The organism is Streptomyces coeruleorubidus, from assembly GCF_028885415.1.
Taxonomy (GTDB): Bacteria; Actinomycetota; Actinomycetes; order Streptomycetales; family Streptomycetaceae; genus Streptomyces; species Streptomyces coeruleorubidus_A.
Window position 1 is genome coordinate 5,998,200 of sequence record NZ_CP118527.1, and the last position, 22,181, is coordinate 6,020,380.

The 22,181-nt window shown below is 72.1% G+C and carries 14 protein-coding genes; 10 read left to right on the plus strand and 4 right to left on the minus strand.

What is annotated here, in order from left to right; translation table 11 throughout:
- Positions 1–25: 25 nt before the first annotated feature.
- Positions 26–1,069: a serine hydrolase domain-containing protein gene (locus PV963_RS28105; protein ID WP_274818586.1), complete on the minus strand. Its 1,044-nt coding sequence runs from the start codon at positions 1,067–1,069 to the stop codon at positions 26–28.
- A gap of 205 nt (positions 1,070–1,274) precedes the next feature.
- Between PV963_RS28105 and PV963_RS28110 the strand changes: the two genes are divergently transcribed.
- From PV963_RS28110 to PV963_RS28145, 8 genes are all read left to right on the plus strand, one after another.
- The gene (locus PV963_RS28110) at positions 1,275–3,302 is read left to right on the plus strand and encodes a serine/threonine-protein kinase (RefSeq protein WP_274818588.1); all 2,028 of its coding nucleotides are present in this window, start codon (positions 1,275–1,277) and stop codon (positions 3,300–3,302) included.
- A gap of 153 nt (positions 3,303–3,455) precedes the next feature.
- Positions 3,456–5,966 carry a protein kinase gene (locus tag PV963_RS28115; protein ID WP_274818590.1) on the plus strand — a complete coding sequence of 837 codons (2,511 nt, stop codon included), beginning with the start codon at positions 3,456–3,458 and terminating at the stop codon, positions 5,964–5,966.
- 167 nt (positions 5,967–6,133) lie between these two features.
- Entirely contained in the window at positions 6,134–7,918 is a 1,785-nt protein-coding gene (locus PV963_RS28120) for a serine/threonine-protein kinase (RefSeq protein ID WP_274818592.1), read from the plus strand.
- A 92-nt stretch (positions 7,919–8,010) separates the two neighbouring features.
- Positions 8,011–9,234, plus strand: a complete 1,224-nt coding sequence (locus PV963_RS28125; RefSeq protein WP_274818593.1) for a serine/threonine-protein kinase — start codon at positions 8,011–8,013, stop codon at positions 9,232–9,234.
- Between the two features lie 128 nt (positions 9,235–9,362).
- Entirely contained in the window at positions 9,363–11,006 is a 1,644-nt protein-coding gene (locus PV963_RS28130) for a serine/threonine-protein kinase (RefSeq protein ID WP_274818595.1), read from the plus strand.
- Between the two features lie 61 nt (positions 11,007–11,067).
- The gene (locus PV963_RS28135; protein ID WP_274818597.1) at positions 11,068–12,879 is read left to right on the plus strand and encodes a serine/threonine-protein kinase; all 1,812 of its coding nucleotides are present in this window, start codon (positions 11,068–11,070) and stop codon (positions 12,877–12,879) included.
- Positions 12,880–13,016: 137 nt separating this feature from the next.
- A complete protein-coding gene (locus PV963_RS28140; RefSeq protein ID WP_274818598.1) occupies positions 13,017–14,630 on the plus strand; it encodes a succinic semialdehyde dehydrogenase in 1,614 nt (537 codons plus the stop codon).
- A gap of 17 nt (positions 14,631–14,647) precedes the next feature.
- Complete coding sequence (locus PV963_RS28145; RefSeq protein ID WP_274818600.1) at positions 14,648–16,435, plus strand: GMC family oxidoreductase N-terminal domain-containing protein; 1,788 nt, start codon at positions 14,648–14,650, stop codon at positions 16,433–16,435.
- 90 nt (positions 16,436–16,525) lie between these two features.
- Here the strand turns inward: PV963_RS28145 and PV963_RS28150 are convergent, their stop codons facing one another.
- Complete coding sequence (locus PV963_RS28150) at positions 16,526–17,512, minus strand: LAETG motif-containing sortase-dependent surface protein (protein WP_274818601.1); 987 nt, start codon at positions 17,510–17,512, stop codon at positions 16,526–16,528.
- Between the two features lie 214 nt (positions 17,513–17,726).
- On the opposite strand from PV963_RS28150, the gene PV963_RS28155 reads away from it, so the two are divergent.
- Positions 17,727–18,857, plus strand: a complete 1,131-nt coding sequence (locus tag PV963_RS28155) for a hypothetical protein (protein ID WP_274818603.1) — start codon at positions 17,727–17,729, stop codon at positions 18,855–18,857.
- Positions 18,858–19,423: 566 nt separating this feature from the next.
- On the opposite strand, the gene PV963_RS28160 is transcribed toward PV963_RS28155, so the two are convergent.
- Positions 19,424–19,744 carry a chorismate mutase gene (locus PV963_RS28160; protein WP_274818605.1) on the minus strand — a complete coding sequence of 107 codons (321 nt, stop codon included), beginning with the start codon at positions 19,742–19,744 and terminating at the stop codon, positions 19,424–19,426.
- A gap of 288 nt (positions 19,745–20,032) precedes the next feature.
- Between PV963_RS28160 and guaA the strand changes: the two genes are divergently transcribed.
- Positions 20,033–21,613, plus strand: coding sequence for a glutamine-hydrolyzing GMP synthase (gene guaA, locus PV963_RS28165; RefSeq protein WP_274818606.1), 1,581 nt, complete (start codon positions 20,033–20,035; stop codon positions 21,611–21,613).
- A 3-nt stretch (positions 21,614–21,616) separates the two neighbouring features.
- Here guaA and PV963_RS28170 read toward each other — a convergent pair whose 3' ends face one another.
- Positions 21,617–22,078, minus strand: a complete 462-nt coding sequence (locus PV963_RS28170) for a pyridoxamine 5'-phosphate oxidase family protein (RefSeq protein WP_274822133.1) — start codon at positions 22,076–22,078, stop codon at positions 21,617–21,619.
- Between the last annotated feature and the right edge of the window lie 103 nt (positions 22,079–22,181).

Consider the following 22,181-nt stretch of genomic DNA (forward strand, 5'->3'; position numbering starts at 1 on the left):
GATCCCTGTTCGGGGCCCGTCCGTTCTACGAGGTGCGGGGGCAGAACTCGGCCGTGAGCACCGCGGGTTCGAGACCGGGATCTGCGATCGCGTCCGTGTTCACGCGGAAGGTGAGGACACGCCGGCCGTCGACGGTGGCCGCGCTGCGCACGTAGCTGCCGGATATGTGCCCGTTGTGCCCCCACACCGTGGTGCCGCACGGAAGTTTCTCGGGGAACAGCCCCATGCCGTACGCGCCGTGTGCGGCACGGGTGTCGAGCATCTCGCGCAGCCAGCGCGAGGGCAGCAGCCGCCCGCCGAGCAGGGCCGAGTAGAAGCGGTCCAGATCGGCGAGCGTGGTCACCAACTCGCCCGCGGCGCCGGCCACCCGCGGGTCGAGATCGGTGACGTCGGTTCCGTCGGCGGCGTAGGCGCGGCCGTGCGGAGAGGGCAGCGAGGAGCGGGATCCGGGGAAGGAGGTGCCCGTCAGATCCAGGGGAGTGATGATGCGGTGCTCGGCCTCGGTGGCGTACGAGTGGCCGGTGACCTGCTCGACGACCAGGCCGAGCAGGACGTAGTTGGTGTTCGAGTAGGAGAAGCGGCCGCGTTCGGCCGGGGGGTGGGTGAGTGCGATGCGTACGGCCTGAAGGGGTGTGACGGGTGCGGTTCCGCCGGTGGCCGCGGTGTAGTCGTACAGGCCGCTGGTGTGGGTGAGCAGGGCACGCAGGGTCAGCGCGCGGCCGTCGTTGCCCGCTCCCCGCACCAGGCCCGGCAGGTGCTGCTCCACGGTGTCGGACAGTGACAGCCGGTGCTCGGCGGCCAGTTGCAGCACGACCGTCGCGATGAACGTCTTCGTGACGCTGCCGGCGCGGAAGTGGTCCGACCGGGCGATTCCGTGCCCGGCATGGGCATAGCGGGTGGTGGCTCCCTCCCGGGCCAGCAGGGCCGCGGCGGGTGCTCTGCCCTGGGTCACCAGCAGCGGGAGCACCGCGTTCGTGGGCGGAACGGACAGAGCCGACGAGTCGGAGGGAGGCAGGCCGAGGAGGGCGACGGACACGGGCAGGGCCAGCAAGGCCCGAAAGGGCGGCACGCGGGCTCCTCCCTCGTCGGGGCGTCGGGGGCCCATCATGCAAGGCGGCGCGCGGTGTGCCGCACCCGGGTTCCGGATGGGCGGGCCCGTGGGGGCGTTTGGCCAGGGGCCCCCTGCCCGGCGCCCAGGGGGCCCCTGGGCGCCGGGCACTTGTCGGGTGAGAGACAATGGAGGCTCTGTCAGGGCGGGTTGTATGAGGGGACGCATGTCGGAGGCGGAGCGGGCGGGCACATCTCGTCAGGACACTCGTCAGGACAACAGGGAGCGTCTCCTCGCGGGGCGTTACCGGCTGGGCAAGGTGCTCGGCCGCGGGGGCATGGGCACGGTGTGGCGGGCCGAGGACGAGACCCTCGGGCGGACGGTCGCCGTCAAGGAGCTGCGGTTCCCGTCGAACATCGACGAGGAGGAGAAGCGACGGCTGATCACGCGGACGCTGCGCGAGGCCAAGGCGATCGCGCGGATCCGCAACAACAGCGCCGTGACGGTCTTCGACGTGGTCCAGGAGGACGACCGGCCCTGGATCGTGATGGAGCTCGTCGAGGGCAAGTCGCTCGCCGAGGTCATCCGGGAGGACGGCCTGCTGGAGCCCAGGCGTGCGGCGGAGGTCGGGCTCGCGATCCTCGACGTGCTGCGGTCCGCGCACCGCGAGGGCATCCTGCACCGCGACGTGAAGCCGTCGAACGTGCTGATCGCCGAGGACGGCCGGGTCGTGCTCACGGACTTCGGGATCGCCCAGGTCGAGGGTGACCCGTCCATCACCTCGACCGGCATGCTCGTCGGCGCGCCCTCCTACATCTCCCCTGAGCGGGCGCGCGGGCACAAGCCGGGCCGGGCGGCCGACCTGTGGTCGCTCGGCGGGCTGCTGTACGCGGCGGTGGAGGGCGCGCCGCCGTACGACAAGGGATCGGCCATAGCGACCCTCACGGCCGTGATGACCGAGCCGTTGGAGGAGCCGAAGAACGCCGGCCCGCTGAAGGACGTCATCCACGGACTGCTCACCAAGGACCCCGCCAAGCGGCTCGACGACGCGGGCGCCCGGGCGATGCTGAACGCGGTCATCCACGCGCCCGAGAAGGCCGAGCCGGAGCCCCTGGACGCGACGAAGGTCGTGCCGCTGCCGGCGCAGCCGGACAAGTCCTCGCGCAAGGGGAGTTCGGCGGGTTCCGGGAGCAAGCGGGGCGAGGAAGCCGGGGAGCGGTTGCGCGGGGCGCTGCGTTCCGTGCGCAAGGGCGCTGCGGGAACGGCCGGGGCGTCGGCCGCGTCCCGGACGGAGTCCGACGGCGCTGCGGCCTCGTCCGCGCCGGAGGGCGGGAAGGTCGGGTCCGGGGACGCGGGTGCGTCCGTGTCGAAGCCGGGTTCGGCGGCGGACCCGGGGGCGGCTGCCGGGGCCGGTGAGCGGGGTGCGCAGGGGGCGAAGACGGCGTCCGCGGGCCGGAGTTCGGGGTGGCCCGTCATGACGCCGCCGGACCTGCCGCCGCGGCCCGCGCCGCCCAGGGCGCCGCTCACCGACGTCGTGCCGCGGCGGACCTTGATGATCATCGCGATGGTCGTGGCGCTCGCCGTGATCGGCACCGTGCTCGCCATCGCGCTCAGCGGAGACGACAAGGACTCCAAGGGGGCCTCCGGCGAGAGCGGCGGCAAGACCGTCGCCACGGCGTCGAGCGGCGCCGACACCAAGGGCGACGAGAGCGACGGCACGCGCACCGACGGCGCGGCGACACAGCCCGCGCCGTCGAAGCCCGCCTCGAACAGCACGCCCGGCGACCGGGCGAGCGGGTCTTCCGGCGGCGGCAAGGGCACCGCCGCGGTCTCGACGCACCAGGGCAGCCAGGGGTACTCGATCGGACTGCCGAAGGGGTGGAAGTACCAGTCCACGGGTGCCGCGGGCGACCGGTTCACCGGGCCCGACGGACAGAAGCTGCTCATCGCCTGGACGTCCACGCCCAAGGGCGACCCGGTGGCGGACTGGAAGAGCCAGGAGCGCTACATGCAGCGCGCGCAGTACAAGAAGATCCGAATAGAGCAGGTGGACTACCGCGGCTGGAACACGGCCGACTGGGAGTTCACCTACGTGGACGGCGGCACCAAGTACCGGACCATCGACCGCGGTTTCGTCGTCGACGACCGGCAGGGCTACGCGCTGATGTACACGGCGAAGGCGGCCGACTGGGACGGTGAGCTGCGCAAGCAGACCTGGCGGACACTGACGAAGACCTTCGAACCCAAGTCCTGAGCATGAGCGGCCCCGGGTTTGGGGAGTGAGATCTGGCATCCCCACATTGCGGGTTGTCTGCGGCACGTATCGTGAATGTTTGCGGACCGTACGCAGCCGGAACGGACCGTGGGGCGAACGGATGTGACCGACCAGGCTGCCGGGGGAGGCAACGTGGACGACTATGCGGGACGGGTGCTCGCCGACCGCTACCGCCTGCCGCTGCCGCCGTCGGACGAGTACGAACTCACCGAGTCCCGGGCCTTCGACACCTACAGCGGACAGGAAGTCCTGGTCAGGCAGGTGCCGTTGCCGGAGGTGGTCGAGGCGGAGGTCCTCGACGCGGAGGGGCTGCCCGACGGCTTCACGGCACGTGACGGCGGGGCGCGCAGGCCCGGCGTCCGTCCGGGCACCCGGCGGCCCACGGATCCGGTGGTACGGCGGGCGGTCGAGGCCGCGCAGGCCGCGGCGGCCATTCCCGACCATCCCCGACTCGACCAGGTCTTCGACGTGTTCGCCGAGGGCGGTTCGCTGTGGATCGTCAGCGAGCTGGTGTCCGCGCGTCCGCTGGCGGCGCTGCTCGCCGAGAAGCCGCTGACGCCGTACCGGGCGGCCGAGGTGGCCTCCGACGTCCTCATGGCGTTGCGGGTGCTGCACGCGCACGGCTGGGTGCACCGGAACATCACCGCGCGCACGGTCCTCGTCTGCGACGACGGCCGGGTGATGCTGACCGGGCTGGCGGTGGGTGCGGCGGAGGAGGCGCTGTGCGGGTACGACCCCGTTCCGGCTCCGGCCTTCGACGAGCCCGGCCGGGAGACCGGCGGCTCCGGGCCGGTCGATGGCGGCGGTGGTCCGGGTGGTGCCGGCGGCCCAGGAGGCGTCGGTGGCGCGACTGATCCCGAGGCCGCGCGGCGGGCCGCCATAGAGGCCCGGGAGTCCCGTGGGCTGCCGACGGCCGGAGCCGACACGGGGAGCGGGGGTTCGGCCGTACCCGCCCGCAGGAGCGTGGAGGACAGCGAGGACCCGCGGGCGGCGCGAGCCGGGGCGATCGCGGCCTACCGGGCGGGTGCCCGGGCCGCCGCCCGGATCCAGGAGACGCAGCAGAACGGCCGGGCGGCACTGCCCGGCGCCCGCCCCGCCCCGGACGGCGGGCCCGGGCCGCACAGCAACGGCTCGGCGCAGTCGCCGTACGTCCCCGGGCAGAGCACGGGGCCCGGCGCGGCCCCGCCAGGGCGGATAGCCGACCCCTACGGCGTGGGCGGCGGCCCCCGCACGACCGCCTGGCACGGCGCCACACCCCGCGGTGGAACCGGCGGCGCGCCCTCGCCGCAGGGACACGAGCAGACGGCTCTCCCCCCGGCCCCGGACCCCGCTGCCCACAGCGAGCCCACCCAGTGGGACGACCTGGTCGCCCACACCCCCGCACCCCGGCGCGGCCCGGCCACGGCGCTGGCCGCCGAGCGGGCGCGGCAGGCTCGGATGGCCGTGGTGGGACCCGTGACGGAGCGCTGGGCGCCGGAGCAGGCCGGACCCGTGCACGAGAACTGGCAGCTGGCCGCGCCGATCGGTCCCGCCACCGACCTGTGGGCGCTCGGCGCCCTGCTCTTCAGGGCCGTACAGGGGCATGCGCCCTACCCGGAGGAGTCGACGGCCGAGCTGGTGCAGATGGTGTGCGCCGAACCGCCCGCGTACGCCGAGGAGTGCGGGCCGCTGAGGCCGGTGGTCGAGTCGCTGCTGCGTCAGGACCCGACCGAGCGCCTCGACTTCGAGGAACTGCGCGGCTGGCTGCGCTCGCTAGTCCGCTCGGCGCCCGAGCCGGAGGCCGGTGTGCACGTCGTCGCGGCGCCGCCCGTCGACGCGAGCCGGCTGCCCGTCGTACGGCGCCGGGGAGAGCTCGTGCGCAGGCGGCGGGCCGGGCTGCCCGCGCACCACGGGCGGCACAAGCGGGCCAAGAAGGAGTCGCGGTCGCCGCACCGCCTCGGCCGCACGCTGCTCCTGCTCGTCCTGCTCGCGATGGCCGCGGCGGTCGCCTACGCCATGCTCTTCATGCCCAAGTCCCAGACCGACGGCGCGCAGGGCACGGACCGTACCGGTGCCGCCGGTGAGGTCAGCCAGGCGCCCGAGCCGGACGCCAGCGGCGAGCCCCGGACCGAGCAGACGTCGCCCGAGCCGGAGAAGAGCCCGTCGACGTCGGCCGGTTCCACTCAGGCGCAGACCACCGGCCCCGAGGTCGCCGACGGCTTCACCCTGCGCAAGGACTCGGCGGGCTTCCAGATCGCCGTCGCCGAGGGCTGGGACCGCACCCCGCGGAACGGCAGCGGCCAGGTCGTCTACGCCAAGGGCGACTTCGAGCTCATCGTCGTGCCGGGCCGGGACAGCGCGGCGGAGTACGGCAGCGATCCGATGGCCTACCAGCGGGAGGAGGAGCGCGAGTTGCAGCCGTACCGCGACTCAAGCTGGGCCACATCCACGGGACTGAAGACGATCGAGGTGGGCGGGCGGACCATGGCCGAGGGGCAGTTCACCTGGACCGGCGACGACGGCGGCGAGCTGTACGTGCGCAACCTCGCGATGCTGGTCGACGGGCGGTACCACGTGGTCCAGGTACGCGGCCCGGAGTCCGAACGGGACGAGGTGACGCGGCTGTACGAGCAGGCGGCGGCGACGTACCGGGCGACGAAATGATCTCCTGACCCGACTGCCGTGCACTGGCGTTCACCTCGTGGTTCCCTCCTGTCCCAGTCGGCTGCAACCGTCACAGTGCGGTCACCGTGGTACCCCGCTTGTTCCCTGGGGGAGGGCGGGTCCTTACGCTGGCCCTGTCAAGAACATTGCGGGGCAACGTGAATCAGATGCAGGGCCTGCTCGTCGCGGGCCGCTACCGGCTTGCCGACTCCATCGGCAGTGGCGGTATGGGCCGGGTATGGCGCGCACATGACGAGGTGCTGCACCGGTCCGTCGCCATCAAGGAGCTGACGGCTGCCCTCTACGTCTCCGAGAGCGAGCAGGCCATCCTGCTGGCGCGCACCCGGGCCGAGGCCAGGGCCGCCGCGCGGATCAACCACTCCGCGGTCGTCACGGTGCACGACGTGCTGGAGCACGACGGCCGCCCGTGGATCGTGATGGAGCTGGTCGAGGGCCGCTCCCTGGCCGACGCGGTCAAGGAGGAGGGACGCGTCGAGCCGCGCGAGGCGGCGCGCATCGGCATGTGGGTGTCGCGGGCCCTGCGTGCCGCGCACACCGCCGGCGTCCTGCACCGCGACGTCAAGCCGGGCAACGTCCTCCTCGCCCGGGACGGACGTGTCCTGCTCACCGACTTCGGTATCGCCCAGATCGAGGGCGACACGACCATCACGCGCACCGGAGAGGTCGTCGGCTCGGTCGACTACCTGGCGCCCGAGCGTGTGCGCGGCCACGACCCGGGCCCGTCCTCCGACCTGTGGGCGCTCGGCGCGACGCTCTACACGGCGGTGGAGGGCCGGTCGCCGTTCCGCCGCACCACACCCCTGACCACCATGCAGGCCGTGGTCGAGGAGGAGGCCGCCGAGCTCCAGCACGCGGGTCCTCTCACGCCCGTCATCACCGCCCTGCTGCGCAAGGATCCGGCCACCCGGCCCGGGCTCGCCGAGGCCGAACAGATGCTCGCCGAGGCGGCGGAGGGACGGCGGCCGAGCGGGGCGCAGGCGTATGTGCCGACCCAGTACGGGGGGTCGTCGCCGTACCGGGACGTGCACAGCGGCACGGGCGCGTCCGGCTCGAACCCGTCCGGCTCGAACCCGTCCGGCACGGGTACGTCCGGCACCGGCACGGCCGGTACCGGCTCGGGATCGCACACCGGGACTCCGCTCCCGCCGCTGGCCGGGACGCCGGCGGCCGGGACGCCGACGGCCGGTGCATCCCAGGCCGGGACTCCCGCAGCCGGGGCCTTTGCCACCGGGCGCGGGACGACCGGTCCCACCACGGTCGGCCCGATGGCGACGGGTCCGCAACCGACCGGTTCGGGTCGACGCCGCCGGCTTCGGACCCTCGCCCTCGTGGTCGCGCTCGCGGCCATCATCGGCGGAGGCACCGCGGTGGTGCTCCAGCAGTGGAACGAGAGCCGGCAGACGCCGGGCGCCTCCGGCTCGGCCGGTCCCACGACCGCGGAGCAGCCGAGGGATTCGGTTCCCGCAGGCTGGACCCGCCGTGACGACCCCGCGGGTTTCAGCCTCTACCTGCCCAAGGGCTGGAAGCGCAAGACCTTCGGCCCGCAGGGCGAGCTCAAGCAGATCGACTACACGCCCGACGGCGGCCGGCACTTCGTCCGGATCGCCGTCGACACCTCCCCGGACTTCGCCGACCCCTACGCCCACCAGCTCGACCTGGAGCAGCAGTTGCAGGATCTGGTCGATTACAAGCGGCTGAAGCTGGAGCGCAACGTCTACCGTGACCGGGGCGGCGCGCTGTGGGAGTACACCTGGACCGCGCAGGCGAAGGACACCAAGTTCCCCGGTCCGCGCAGGGCCATCGAGGAGACGTACGTCGCCCGCGACGGCACCGAGTACGCGCTCTACATGTCGGCGCCCGCGCAGGACTGGGCGAAGGCGCGCAAGCAGTTCACGTCGCTGTTGCAGGGCTGGCAGGAGAAGACACCCTGACGTGGGCAGGCCCCTGACACAGGGCCATGTGTTTCGGCCACCCGCGGGCCGCTGCCCCGGAGCCCGTCCCTCCGGTGGGGCATGATTGCCGCATGGGGACCGAGGGGCACAACATGCGTGTCATCGCGGGCCGTTACCGGCTCGAGGCGAGGCTCGGGCGCGGTGGCATGGGCGTGGTCTGGCGGGCGACCGACCAGCTGCTCGGCCGGGGCGTGGCCGTCAAGGAACTCCCCTTCGACGAGTCGCTCTCCGCGGCCGAAGCGCGCAGGCAGCGGGACCGTACGCTGCGCGAGGCGCGGGCCGTCGCCCAGCTGAGCCACCCGCACATCATCGTCGTCCACGACGTCGTCGAGGACGACGAACGCCCGTACATCGTCATGGAGTTGATCGAGGGCGGCTCGCTCGCCGACCGGCTCACAACCCTTGGCCCGGTCGACGCCGACGAGGCCGCGCGGATCGGCATCGCCCTGCTCGGCGCGCTGCGCGCCGCGCACGCGGCCGGGGTGCTGCACCGCGACCTCAAGCCCGACAACGTGCTGCTGGAGGCCGGTACGGACCGGATCGTCCTCACCGACTTCGGCATCGCCCAGGTCGCGGGCGCCCCCACGCTCACCGAGAACGGTTCCTTCGTCGGCTCGCCCGAGTACACCGCGCCCGAGCGGATGTCCGGAGTCAGGACCGGCCCCGAGTCCGACCTGTGGTCGCTGGGCGCGCTGCTGTGCGCGGCCCTCAGCGGCGAGTCGCCGTTCCACCGCGACTCGCTGGGCGGCGTCCTGCACGCGGTCGTCGTCGGCGACATACGCCCGCCCGCGCAGGCCGGGCCGCTGCTGCCCGTCGTACAGGGCCTGCTGGAACGCGATCCGGACCGGCGGCTGGACGCGGACCGGGCGGAGCGCATGCTGCGGGCGTTCCGCGAGACGGGCAGGACGCCGCAGACGCCGCCGCCCGGGTACGCGCCGACGGTGCGGGGTGCCGCGCACGGACGGCCGCAGGACAACGCCGAGCGGCAACCGCCGGTGCCTTCGACGGACATGCCCGGCCCGAACGAGCAGCACGAGCAGTTGATCCGGCAGCCCACGCGCCGGGTGCTCGTGGCCGCGCTGCTGGTCGCCGCGATGGCCGGGGCGGGTGTGTCGGCGGCGGCGCTGCTCATGGACGAGGGCGGCGGGGACGGCGGCCGTACGCCGAAGAGTTCGGCGCCGAAGACGCCTTCGGCCGGCCCGTCCTCCCACGGCACGCGCGCTCCGAGCACTCCCGCAGCCACCAGCGCCACCACCACGGCCGCCGCCACCGCCGCCGCCTCGCCCTCGCCCTGACACGGCGTGTGGCCGATGAGCCCCGTACCGGCATGAAGAGGAGATAAGCCCCGGATCGCGTCACGGGTCTGTGACCGGGACGCGTCCGTGCTGGATGCGCAAGCGCTTGGCGCGATATGGATGAACCCATGAGCAGCAACGGGGGAGCCCGATCCGGGGCCGACGAGCCAACGAGTTTCGCTCTGCAACCACCCAACTCGCCGCAACAGCCGGTGCCGGTACCGGGCAACCCGTACGCGACGCCCACCGAGGTCGTGCCGCCCCAGTCGGCGGCAGCGGTCCAGGATCCCGGTGCCGGGCGGCTCATCGCCGGGCGTTACCGGCTGATCGCCAAGCTCGGGCACGGCGGCATGGGCACGGTGTGGCGCGCCAAGGACGAGACGGTGGACAGGGAGGTCGCCGTCAAGGAGCCCCGCGTCCCGGAGCATCTTCCCGAACGCGAACGTGTCAACGCCTTCGAGCGAATGCGCCGCGAGGCACGTGCCGCGGCCCGGCTCGACCACCCGGCGGTGGTCGGCGTCCACGACGTCGCGGTCGTGGAGGGACAGCCGTGGATCGTGATGGAGCTCGTGCGGGGCCGTTCCCTGGGCGACGCCCTCCAGGAGGGCACCCTGTCCGCGCGTGAGGCGGCCCGGATCGGCCTGGAGGTGCTCGGGGCGCTGGAAGCCGCGCACGCGGCGGGCGTCCTGCACCGGGACGTGAAACCGGACAACGTGCTGCTGGGCCGGTACGACCGGGTCGTCCTCACCGACTTCGGCATCGCGCAGATCGAGGGCGAGACCAATCTGACCGACACCGGCGGCTTCGTCGGCTCGCCCGAGTACATCGCGCCCGAGCGCGTGCTGGGCCAGCGCCCGGGCCCGGCCAGCGACCTGTGGTCCCTGGGCGTGGTGCTGTACGCGGCGACGGAGGGCGTCTCGCCGTTCCGCCGCAGCAACACCCCCGCCACACTCCAGTCCGTCCTGAACGCCACGCCCGCGCCGCCCGCCTCCGCCCAGGGCCCGCTCGCCGAGGCCATCACGGGCCTGCTGCACAAGGATCCGGCCCGCCGCCCGAACGCCGCCCGGGTGCGTGCCCTGCTGGAGGCCGCCGCGAGCCCTCAGGCCGTCCAGCCCACGCGGATCGTCCAGGTCACGGGCGGTGCGGGCCGAAGACTCCGGCTCGGCCGCAAGGCGTGGACCGGGCTCGGTGCGGCGGTCGTCGCGGCGGCGGTGACGGCGTACCTGGTGCTCGCGAACCCGTTCGCCGGGCCGCTGCCCGAGGGGTGGAAGACCCGCCAGGAGAAGGGCCTCGCCGCATCGCTGGCCGTCCCAGCCGACTACCAGCGGACCGTGCCCGACCGGGAGTCGGACCAGGGGCACCGGGTCACGTACACCGACTGGAGCGGCAGCATCTGGATCGGTCTGACCCTCGACAAGAAGGCGGAGGACACCGGCAACACCATCGCCGGTTCCGCGGCCGCCGAGATGTACGACGACGACAGTGGGTTCAAGGACAGCGGCAGCTACCCCCTGGACATGCCGGAGAACCCGACGACGGACCCCAAGGTGACCACCTACAGGGGCAAGAAGGCCGCCGAGAACACCGTCACCTACGACACGGACGACAGCGACGACCCCCGTCCCCGCGAGCTCAGGATCTTCTACTTCAAGACCTCCGGCGGCGACATGTACGAGCTCACCGTCAGCTACCCGGGCAAGGGCGACTTCACGGAGCGCGGTCGTCAGGTGGCCGACACGGCGATCGCGAACCTGGACATCGACGGGACGTGAACCGGTGTGCGGCCACTGCCTCGCGTCGACAAGCGGCCGCCCCGCGGGGTACTGATGGGGCATGAGCAACGACGGGGGCGGTACGGTCGCCCAGGGCCGGTCGGTCGGTGGGCGGTACCGGCTGATCGAGCGCATCGGCTCCGGCGGAATGGGCACCGTCTGGCGGGCCTACGACGAGCTCGTGCAGCGTGAAGTCGCCGTCAAGCAGCCCCGGTTGCCGGGCGACCCGGAGGACGAGAGCCACCGGCGTGCGGCCCACCGGCTCTACCGCGAGGCCCGCGCCGCCGCCCGCGTCGACCACCCCGCCGCCGTCACCATCCACGACGTGGTCGTCGAGCCGGAGCAGCAGCCGGACACACGCGACGGGCGGATCGATCGCCACCGGCCGGTCGGACGCGACGGGCTGAACGCGGTCGACGCGGCGCTCGACGGGCTCCCCTGGATCGTCATGGAGTTGGTGCAGGGCGAGTCCCTGCACGAGGTGCTCCGGCGCGGCCCGGTCGACGCGCGTGAAGCCGCCCGGATCGGCGTCGCCGTCCTCGGTGCCCTGCGCGCCGCGCACTCCGTCGGCATCGTGCACCGGGACGTGAAACCGGCCAATGTGCTGCTCGGCCCGCACCAGCGCGTCGTCCTCACCGACTTCGGCATCGCGCACGTGCAGGGCGAGGAGTCGCTCACGGCCGACGGCGAGTTCGTCGGCTCGCTGGAGTTCGTCGCCCCCGAGCGGATGTCCGGCCGCATCGCCGGGCCCGCCTCCGACCTGTGGTCCCTGGGCGTCCTGCTGTACGCCGCCGTCGAGGGGGCGTCCCCGTTCCGCCGGACGACGCCTCAGGCCACGCTCGCCGCGATCCTCGCCGCCGAGCCGCCCGAACCGAAGCAGGCCGGACCCCTCGGGCCGCTGATCGCGCGACTGCTGGTGCAGGACCCCGAACAGCGGCCGGACGCCGAGGAGGTCGCGAAGGCGCTGGAGGCGGCGGTCGGGCAGTGGTCGGCGGCGGAGGAGATACCGCAGACCCAGGAGGCCGCGGACATACGGGAGACCGCGGAGGACGACGCCTGCACGCTCCGGCTCGCAGACGTCACGACCCCACCGCCGGCGGCCCCCCGCCCCGGCCCCGTGACGCGGAACTCACCGCCGGAGGGCCCCCGCCCCGGCCCCGTGACGCGGAACTCATCGTCGGAGAGTCCCCGCCCCCGACCCGTGACGCGGAACGACCCCGTCCCACCGAAGCGTCACAGCCTCCTCCGCCCCGGCTCCCTCGCCCTGATGAGCGCACTGCTCGTCGGCGGCATAGGCGCCGCCACCCACCTCGGCGACGCCGACGACAAGGACGCCAACAACGGCGACACCACCGAAGAGGCCTCCCGCGGAACCCCGGCCCCCACCACCCCCGCTCCGAGCCCCGACGACTCCTGGACCCCCCACCGCGAGCAGGACTTGGCGGCCGTACTCCGCCTCCCGAGCGACTACCGCGAACTCGACAAGGTCGGCAGCGCGACCGACCAGCCCCGCATGGCGCTCTACGGCAGCGAGCGGGGCGGCTCGATCCAGGTCCGCCTCCTCCTCTGGGACAAGGCGCCGGGCTCCCCGATGGACCAGGCCAGGAAGGCGCAGGTCGTCTGGGGCGGGGACGAAGAGGACGCGCACACGCAGTACACGCGCACCAGCGTCCAGGGCTACGAGGCCGCCCTCGCCGACACCACCTACAACCTGGACGAGGACCCCAGGCGGGTCATGCAGGTGATGATCCGCACCGACGACGACCGCATGTACGAACTGCGCGTCGACATGCCCAAGGGCACGCCCGAGGAGAAGGAGGGCACCTCGGTGTTCAAGGGTGCCCGGGACCGGCTCGGGATCGTAAAAGGCTGAATCACGCCAACCGGTCACCGCTCAACGCCCTGATCAGGGCATTCGTTGCCAGCAGCCACTGGCGCCGTGTGTGCACTCGGTGAAGCCGTATTACCGACGGGTACCCAAAGGCTCCGCCGGGGCATAACCTGCGCCACATGACGGACGCGCACGCCCCGGAGAAGACCGGCACGAATCCCCTCGCCCCCGCCCCGGAGGGCGCCCGCACCGCCGCCGACGTGGTCACCCCCGAGCTGGTCGCCCAGCTCACCAAGGGCGTTGCCGGCTCCGGCCGGACCGCCAACCACACGCCGTTCACCGGCGAGAAGCTGGCCGACCTCCCCGAGTCGACGCCCGAGGACGTGGCGAAGGCCTTCGAACTGGCCCGCGCCGCCCAGGCCGTGTGGGAGCAGACCCCGGTACGGCAGCGCGCCGCCGTCCTGCTGCGCTTCCACGACCTGGTGCTGGAGCGCCAGGCCGAGGTGCTCGACCTGATCCAGCTGGAGACCGGCAAGGCCCGGCTGCACGCCCACGAGGAGGTCCAGGCCGTCGCGGTCGCCGCCCGGCACTACGGCCGCAAGGCTCCCGCCTACCTCCGTCCGAAGCGGCACGCCGGTGCCATGCCGACCCTGACGAAGGTCGTCGAGCGGCGCCACCCGCGCGGCGTCGTCGGCCAGATAGCCCCCTGGAACTACCCCCTTGAGCTGTCGGTCGGCGACGCGCTGCCGGCCTTCGTCGCGGGCAACGCGGTCGTCATGAAGCCGGACACGGAGACCTGCCTCACTGCCCTGTGGGCCCGTGACCTGCTCATCGAGGCCGGCCTGCCCGCCGACGTCTTCCAGGTCGTCCTCGGCGACGGCCCGGTCGTCGGTCCGGAGGTCGTCCGGCACGCCGACTACGTCTCCTTCACCGGCTCCACCCGCACCGGCCGCGAGGTCGCCCAGGGCGCCGCCGCCCGGCTGGTCGGCGTCTCTCTCGAACTCGGCGGCAAGAACGCCATGCTGGTGCTGGAGGACGCCGACATCGAGAAGGCCGCGGCCGGTGCCGTCCGCGCCTGCTTCTCCTCGGCCGGTCAGTTGTGCATCTCCATCGAGCGGCTGTACGTCCACGAGTCGATCGCGGACGCCTTCCTGGAGCGCTTCGCCGCCCGCACGAAGGTCATGCGCCTCGGCACGTCCCTGGCGTACGGCGCCGACATGGGTTCCCTGGTCGGCGAACGCCAGCTGGAGACCGTCACGCGGCACGTGGAGGAGGCGGTCGCCAAGGGCGCGAAGGTCGTCGCGGGCGGCGTGGCCCGGCCGGACATCGGCCCGTACTTCTTCGAGCCCACGATCCTCGACGGGGTCGCCACGGACATGTCCGTCTGCGCGGAGGAGACGTTCGGCCCGGTCGTGTCGGTCTACCGCTTCAAGAGCGAGGACGAGGTGATCGAGCGCGCCAACGCCACGGCGTACGGCCTGAACTCCTCGGTGTGGACGAGGAACGGGCGACGCGGCCAGGAGGTCGCGGCCCGCCTGCGCACCGGCACCGTCAACATCAACGAGGGCTACGCCCCCGCCTACGGCAGTGTCCAGTCGCCGATGGGCGGCATGAAGGACTCCGGCCTCGGCCGCCGGCACGGTGCCGAGGGCATCCTCAAGTACACCGAGGCCCAGACGGTCGCCCACCAGCGCGTGCTCCCGATGGCCCCCGCCCTGGGCATGGACGACGAGAAGTACGCCCAGTTCATGACCAGGAGTCTCCGCCTGATGAAGGCGTTCCGGTTCCGGTGACTCAGCGAGGAGAACACGTGCCTCAGGACGCTTACGACTACGACGTCATCGTGGTCGGTTCCGGCTTCGGCGGCTCGGTGACCGCCCTGCGCCTGACGGAAAAGGGCTACAAGGTCGGTGTCCTGGAGGCCGGCCGCCGCTTCACCCGCGAGTCCCTCCCGAAGAACTCCTGGGACCTCAAGAACTACCTCTGGGCGCCAAAACTCGGCATGTACGGCATCCAGCGCATCCACCTCCTGGGCAACGTCATGGTCCTGGCGGGAGCGGGCGTGGGCGGCGGCTCCCTCAACTACGCCAACACCCTCTACGTCCCGCCCAAGCCGTTCTTCGAGGACCCGCAGTGGCGGGACATCACCGACTGGCAGGAGGAGCTGAAGCCGTACTACGACCAGGCCCGGCGCATGCTCGGCGTCCGGCTGAACCCGACCATGACCCCGTCCGACGTGCACCTGAAGGCCGCGGCGGAGCGCATGGGCTGCGGCGACTCCTTCCACCTCGCACCGGTCGGCGTCTTCTTCGGCGACGGCGAGGACGCCGACGGCACGGTGAAGGCCAAGCCGGGCCAGGAGGTGCCCGACCCGTACTTCGGCGGGGCGGGACCGGCCCGCAGGGCCTGCGCGGAGTGCGGCGAGTGCATGACCGGCTGCCGCCACGGCGCGAAGAACACCCTCAACGAGAACTACCTGTACCTCGCCGAGAAGGCCGGCGCGGTCGTGCACCCCCTGACGACGGTCGTCTCGGTCACCGAGGACTCGCGCGGCGGGTACGCGGTCGCCACCCTGCCCACCGACGACCGCCGCAAGGCCAAGGGCCGGACCTACAGGGCCCGCCAGGTCGTCCTCGCCGCCGGCACGTACGGCACCCAGACGCTGCTGCACCGCATGAAGGCCGGCGGACAGCTGCCGTACCTGTCGGACAAGCTGGGTGGACTGACCCGCACCAACTCCGAGGCACTGGTCGGCGCCCAGACCGACGACCGGCGCTACCGCAAGGCGCACGGCGCGCCGAAGGCCGACTTCACGCGGGGCGTGGCCATCACGTCCTCGATCCACCCGGACGAGAACACCCACATCGAGCCGGTCCGCTACGGCAAGGGCTCCAACTCGATGGGCAGCCTGTCGATCCTCCAGGTCCCGTACGCCGGGAACGACTCGGGAACCTCGCGGGTCCTGGGCTTCCTCGCCCACGCGGCGAAGCACCCCTTGCTGGTGCTGCGCTCCCTGTCAAACCGCCGCTGGTCGGAGCGCACCATCATCGGCCTGGTGATGCAGTCGCTGGACAACTCCCTGACGACGTACCTGAAACCGTCGGGTGTCGGCCGTGGCCTGCTCACCGCCCGCCAGGGCCACGGTGCCCCCAACCCGAAGCAGATCAAGGCGGCCACACAGAGCGCGTCGGCACTCGCCGCCGAGATCAACGGCTTCGCGGGATCGAACGTCGGCGAACTGATGGGCACCCCGCTCACCGCCCACTTCCTGGGCGGCTGCCCGATCGGCGACTCCCGCGAAACCGGCGTGATCGACCCGTACCACCGCCTCTACGGCCACCCCGGCATCTCGGTCGTCGACGGCGCCGCGGTCTCCGCCAACCTGGGCGTCAACCCGTCCCTCACCATCACCGCCCAGGCCGAGCGGGCGATGTCGTTCTGGCCCAACAAGGGTGAGCCCGACCCGCGCCCGAGGCAGGGCGCGGCCTACGAACGTCTCCAGCCGGTCGAGCCGAAGTCCCCGGCGGTCCCGGCGGAGGCGTTCGGTGCGCTGCGGCTGCCGTTCCTGGGCATGCCGGCCGTGCCGCCGAAGAACTGACCGGCAGCGGACAGCAGAAGAGGGACCTGCGCCCCCCTCCGAGCGCAGCTCCCTCTTCTGCTTGTGCAACGGCCTGCCGGCCGCTGTGACTTACGCCTGGGCGCCGGCCTTACGGCGACGCACCACGAAGATCGCACCGGCACCGGCGACGACCGCGGCACCGCCGACGAGGCTGATCACCGGCAGGGCGGAGCTGGAGCCGGTCTCGGCGAGGCTGCCGGTGACCTCCGGCGTGTTGCCGCTGGGCTTCTCGTCGGTGACGGGCGCCTTGCCGCCTTCGGTCGGCTTCGTGCCGTCGGTGTCCGTACCGGCGGAGACGATCTGGAACTTGTACGAGATCTCACCGAAGCCGGTGCACTCGTCGTCGTCGTCCCCGTAGATCGTCGCGCCGAGCGAGAACCCGGCACCGACCGGGGCGGACGGCTTGACGTTGAGGCGCAGCGGGATGTTGACCTGGTAGTCGGGCTTCAGCTCGTCGGTGTAGCCGACGTAGCCGGCCGCGTAGCCGCCCTCGTTGAGGTCGAACCAGATCTTGTCCTGGGGGTCCCAGGCCTGGAGCTGAACCTTCTTGCTGGAGAACAGCTCCTCCCAGTCCTTGTCGGCGGAGGCCCCGGCGAAGAAGCCGAGGTCGTTGAGCGTGGAGTCGGAGTTGTTGGCCACGTTCAGCGAGAACTTGTGCCAGCCGCTGCCCGCGGCGATCTTGCCGGGCAGGCCGGTGATGGTCACGTCGACCTTGGTGTCCTCGCACACGGAGGGCTCGGGGTCCGGGGTCTCGGACTCCTCGGGCGCCGACGTGCTCGGCTCCGGGGCGGACTCGCTCACGGAGGTGCTCGGCGAGGGCGACGTCTCCGGGGCGGACTCGCTCACGGAGGTGCTCGGCGAGGGCGACGTCTCCGGAGCGGACTCGCTCACGGAGGTGCTGGGCGTCGGCGACGTCTCGGGAGTGGACTCGCTCACGGACGGGCTCGGGGTGGGAGTCGTTTCGTCGGTCGCGTACGCGGCCGGTGCCGCGAGCAGTGCCACCGGGGCTATGACCGCCGTTGCGGCCGCTGCTGCCATTGCGCGGCGAAGCTTCATGAAGACCTCGGAGAGTCCGGCGTACCGCGGGATGCGGTACGAACGTTGGGGGAGGCCTCCGCGTGTGGGGCGCGGGAGTGGCCCGTGGTTCGGCAGGTTTGATCCGTGAAACCTGTGAATGGTTGTGCTGGCATTCACAGAATTCTTATGTGGGCTGGGTCACATCCAAGACCTTCTTGTGAAGGCGCTTCGCATCCGCTTAGATCTGGACTTTGTGTCTCAAAAACCGTCCGATGATCAGCCGTCGGCCTCGGAGATCCCCGACGACGTCTGGGAGCAGTTCACCCGCGACAGCGAGCGGGACATCCACACCTCCGCCCCGAAGGAACCGTCCGCGCGGGCGCGCATGGTGACCGAGCGGCTGCGGCAGCAGGAGGCCCGGGGGGAGTCGCCTACGGGGTGGCGAACGGGCCCGGCCGTGATGAACGGCCGTGCGGCACGGCGCCGCAAGCTGTGGGCCGTTCTCGGTGTGCCCGTCGCCGTCGCCGTGGCCGTGGTGGCGCTGAAACCGTCGCTGCTGCCCGGCGACCCCTTCGGCACGGACGAGACGCGGGCCGAGGCCTCGCCGCTGCCCGTCGAGACCGCGGCCCCCACCGCCGCGCCCGGGGCGTCGGACCCCGAAATCCCCACTCTGGACGAGCCGTTCGCCGGCTCCCCGGCACTGCGCTGGGCCGACGGCGAGGCCGGCATCGTGCTCCCCGAAGCCAAGGCCGTCGGTTCCGTCCCCAAGGACCGCGTGGAACAGGCGCTGAACCTGACGAAGAAGCTGCTGGTGGGCGCCAACCTCGACCCGAAGACAGTGCGCGGCGCCCGCCCCGAGGCCGCGCTCTTGGTGCTCGACCCCAAGCAGCCGAAACTCCTCGACGAACTCGACACCGCCCTGCGTTCCCCGAGCGGGACGCACGACCCCGTGACGCTGTTCAGCCGTTTCCACCCCGACGAGGTGCGTCCGGTCGGGGACGTGATCAAGACGCGTGGGCACATGACGTTCAAGAAGGGATCGCACGGGGGCGTGGCCGTGCGCGCCGACTACACCTTCGTCTACCCCGTCGTGCGGGCCGACGGTCCCACCGAGGTCACCCGCACCATCGTGCGCCGGGTGCTCGAAGTCGAACTCGCCGACCCCGCGCGGTACGAGGTCACCCCGGGCCGGCTGCTGCTCATGGAGTACGACCAGGAGATCGGCAACTCCTCCTGCGATGTCCACGACGGCTATCTGCACCCGGAGTTCTCGTCGAGCGAGCCCACGGGCACGGCGCCGAGCGGCCCGACGACCGATCCCTACGACCGGAGCAAGGACATCGACCGCGACGTGGACGAGTGCGGATCGGTGTCGCGCACCTGATACGGCCCTGGGGGGACACCCTAGGGACGAGTGCCGACACAGAGCGAAGGGCCCCGCGGGGTGGAGCCGCGGGGCCCTTCTTCTCGTCAGCACCGACGTCAGGGCAGCGCCGGTGCCTGGAAGCGGCGCCGGGGGGTTGCGCCGCTGGTCTCGACCGGACCCGACCGAGCCATTGGTCTCGACCTCTGGCAGTCGGGCCATGCGGGTGTCCGCGAGGGGGACTTGGGCTGTGTACGCATCGTGCTGGATGAACGCGGCGCCCGCAACCGTTTGACCCAGCCTTGTACGTTTTTGCAAGATCCGCCGGTCGGCCCCGGGCGTCCCCGGAGCCGACCGTTCTCTTGGGTGACCGGGCTGCTGTCCCCTGCCGTCCGGTCACTTCCCTGGAGCGAGGTCCCACGACGCACGGCACGATCCGTACGTCTCATCGCTCCAGCGAGCCACGCGTGGTTCTCTCGGGCCCGCGCCTGGCTGGCACGGGCACCGGGACCAACGAAGCGGCGCGCGGGACGGTCACGCGCCGTACGGGTGAGAAGGGGGCGCACGTCTGTACCGGGAACGCGGATTCAGATCCTGCCGCGGCACAGCTCCAGCAGGGTCATCGCGAGGGCCGTGCCCGGTTTGCCCAGCTCCTGACGGTAGCGGCCGAGGACCTCCATCTCGCGGGAGAGGTTCACGCGCCGGCCGCCGGAGGAGATCCGGGCCTCCTGGATGACGGCGGAGACGGCCGCCCGTTCCTGGATCAGGCCGATGATCCGGTCGTCCAGCGCGTCGATGCGCTCACGCGCGCCGGTGATCACGCCGGCGGCCTCGGGAGTACGGGCACCGGTCACGTCGGTGGCGTTCATGGGGGCTCCTTGTCGTCGAGGGGTGCCCCGGAGCGGCAAGGCCAGGACGACGACAGGCGCCCCGGACCTTGTCGGCCCGGGGCGCCTGGGAAGTCGCTTGTCAGTTGCTCAAGCAGCACGACCATGGCAGCCGGCGGGCCGGATGCCATAGGTAAAGACGTACGTCTGGTGCTGGAGCATGGGGCAAGTATGCCCCGCTCCCCTGGGGTGTCCAACACGGTTCGCATCCTGAGACGGCCCCGGTCCCCGGCGCACGGACGGTGCCCGGCGGCACCCCGGTAGAATCGGGTGGCACAAGACCCCCGCCCCACCGCCGGAAGGCACCCTGTGTCATCAGCGACTCCCGCTGCCAGCGCCACCGACACCGTCCTGGTCGTCGACTTCGGCGCGCAGTACGCCCAGCTCATCGCCCGTCGTGTCCGCGAGGCGCGGGTCTACAGCGAGATCGTGCCGAGCACCATGCCGGTCGCCGAGATGCTCGCCAGGAACCCCGCGGCGATCATCCTCTCGGGCGGCCCCTCGTCGGTGTACGAGGAGGGTGCCCCGAGCCTGGACCGCGAGATCTTCGAGGCCGGCGTCCCCGTCTTCGGCATGTGCTACGGCTTCCAGCTGATGGCGCGGACCCTCGGCGGCACCGTCGACAACACCGGAGCCCGCGAGTACGGCCGCACCGACCTGCACGTCTCCAAGTCGTCCTCCACCCTCTTCGAGGGCACGCCCGCCGAGCAGGCCGTCTGGATGTCGCACGGCGACGCCTGCTCCGCCGCTCCCGAGGGCTTCTCCGTCACGGCCTCCACGGACGTCGTGCCGGTCGCCGCGTTCGAGAACGACGAGAAGAAGCTGTACGGCGTCCAGTACCACCCCGAGGTGATGCACTCCACGCACGGGCAGCAGGTGCTGGAGCACTTCCTGTACCGGGGCGCGGGGCTGACCCCGTCCTGGACCACGGGCAGCGTGATCGAGGAGCAGGTCGCCGCGATCCGTGAGCAGGTCGGCGACAGGCGCGCCATCTGCGGGCTGTCCGGCGGCGTGGACTCCGCCGTCGCCGCCGCCCTCGTCCAGAAGGCCATCGGCTCCCAGCTGACCTGCGTGTACGTCGACCACGGCCTGATGCGCAAGGGCGAGACCGAGCAGGTCGAGAAGGACTTCGTCGCCGCGACCGGCGTGCAGCTGAAGGTCGTGGACGCCGAGGAGCGGTTCCTCAAGGCGCTCGCCGGGGTCTCCGACCCCGAGGAGAAGCGGAAGATCATCGGCCGCGAGTTCATCCGCGTCTTCGAGCAGGCCCAGGCCGAGATCATCGCTGACGAGGGCCCGGCGGTGGAGTTCCTCGTCCAGGGCACCCTCTACCCGGACGTGGTGGAGTCCGGCGGCGGCACCGGCACCGCCAACATCAAGTCCCACCACAACGTGGGCGGCCTGCCCGAGGACCTCGAGTTCCAGCTGATCGAGCCGCTGCGCAAGCTCTTCAAGGACGAGGTCCGCATGGTCGGCCAGGAGCTCGGCCTGCCGGACGAGATCGTCCAGCGCCAGCCGTTCCCCGGCCCCGGCCTCGGCATCCGTATCGTCGGCGAGGTCACCAAGGAGCGCCTGGACCTGCTGCGCGAGGCCGACGCCATCGCCCGCGAGGAGCTCACGGCGGCCGGCCTCGACCGGGACATCTGGCAGTGCCCGGTGGTCCTGCTCGCGGACGTCCGCAGCGTCGGCGTCCAGGGCGACGGCCGTACGTACGGCCACCCGATCGTCCTGAGGCCCGTCTCCTCCGAGGACGCGATGACCGCCGACTGGTCGCGCCTGCCGTACGACGTCCTCGCGAGGATCTCGACCCGGATCACCAACGAGGTGCGTGACGTCAACCGCGTCGTCCTCGACGTGACCTCGAAGCCGCCGGGGACCATCGAGTGGGAGTGACCCCTACGTGCGCTTGATCGTGCGCAGCGGCTCGCCGGGCTTCCAGACCTGGACGACGAGGTATTTGTCGTCCTCGACGTAGGTCCGTACGACCTCCGTGAGCTCGGTGCGGAAGAGGTGGAACGGCTCCGGCGGTTCCACCTCTTCGACGTATCCGGCCTTCGTCTCCACGTCGTCGACCTCGATCGCCCGGCCGCTGATCCGGACGTCGCCGCCGCCCATGCCGGTGCCCTCCCCGGGGTTCGCCTGGAGCGCGAAGCGCGGGTCGCGGCGCAGGTCGAGCGCCTTGAGCGAGTCGGGCATCATGCCGAGCCACAGTTCGCCGTTCAGGAACCGCACCTCCAGGCCACTGGTGCGGGGCGAGCCGTCCTTCCGGAGGGTGGCGAGGACATGATGGGTGTAGGCGCCGAAGCGCTTCTCGACGGTGCCGGCCAGATCCGGTTCGGCGGTGGCGAAGCCTCCCAGTTCGCTGTCATACGTCAGAGTCTGGCGCCGAAACCCGACATCCTCTGTCGGCTATTCGTGGGATGGGGGAGACCGGGGGCGAAAGGGGTGCGCACGGGTGCGC

Bases quoted from the DNA above. Each gene is read 5' to 3' on its own strand.
- PV963_RS28125 (WP_274818593.1), top strand. From the start codon at position 8,011: ATGGGGACCGAGGGGCACAACATGCGTGTCATCGCGGGCCGTTACCGG.
- PV963_RS28140 (WP_274818598.1), top strand. From the start codon at position 13,017: ATGACGGACGCGCACGCCCCGGAGAAGACCGGCACGAATCCCCTCGCC.
- PV963_RS28150 (WP_274818601.1), bottom strand. From the start codon at position 17,512: ATGAAGCTTCGCCGCGCAATGGCAGCAGCGGCCGCAACGGCGGTCATA.
- PV963_RS28120 (WP_274818592.1), top strand. From the start codon at position 6,134: ATGCAGGGCCTGCTCGTCGCGGGCCGCTACCGGCTTGCCGACTCCATC.
- PV963_RS28130 (WP_274818595.1), top strand. From the start codon at position 9,363: ATGAGCAGCAACGGGGGAGCCCGATCCGGGGCCGACGAGCCAACGAGT.
- PV963_RS28135 (WP_274818597.1), top strand. From the start codon at position 11,068: ATGAGCAACGACGGGGGCGGTACGGTCGCCCAGGGCCGGTCGGTCGGT.
- PV963_RS28110 (WP_274818588.1), top strand. From the start codon at position 1,275: ATGTCGGAGGCGGAGCGGGCGGGCACATCTCGTCAGGACACTCGTCAG.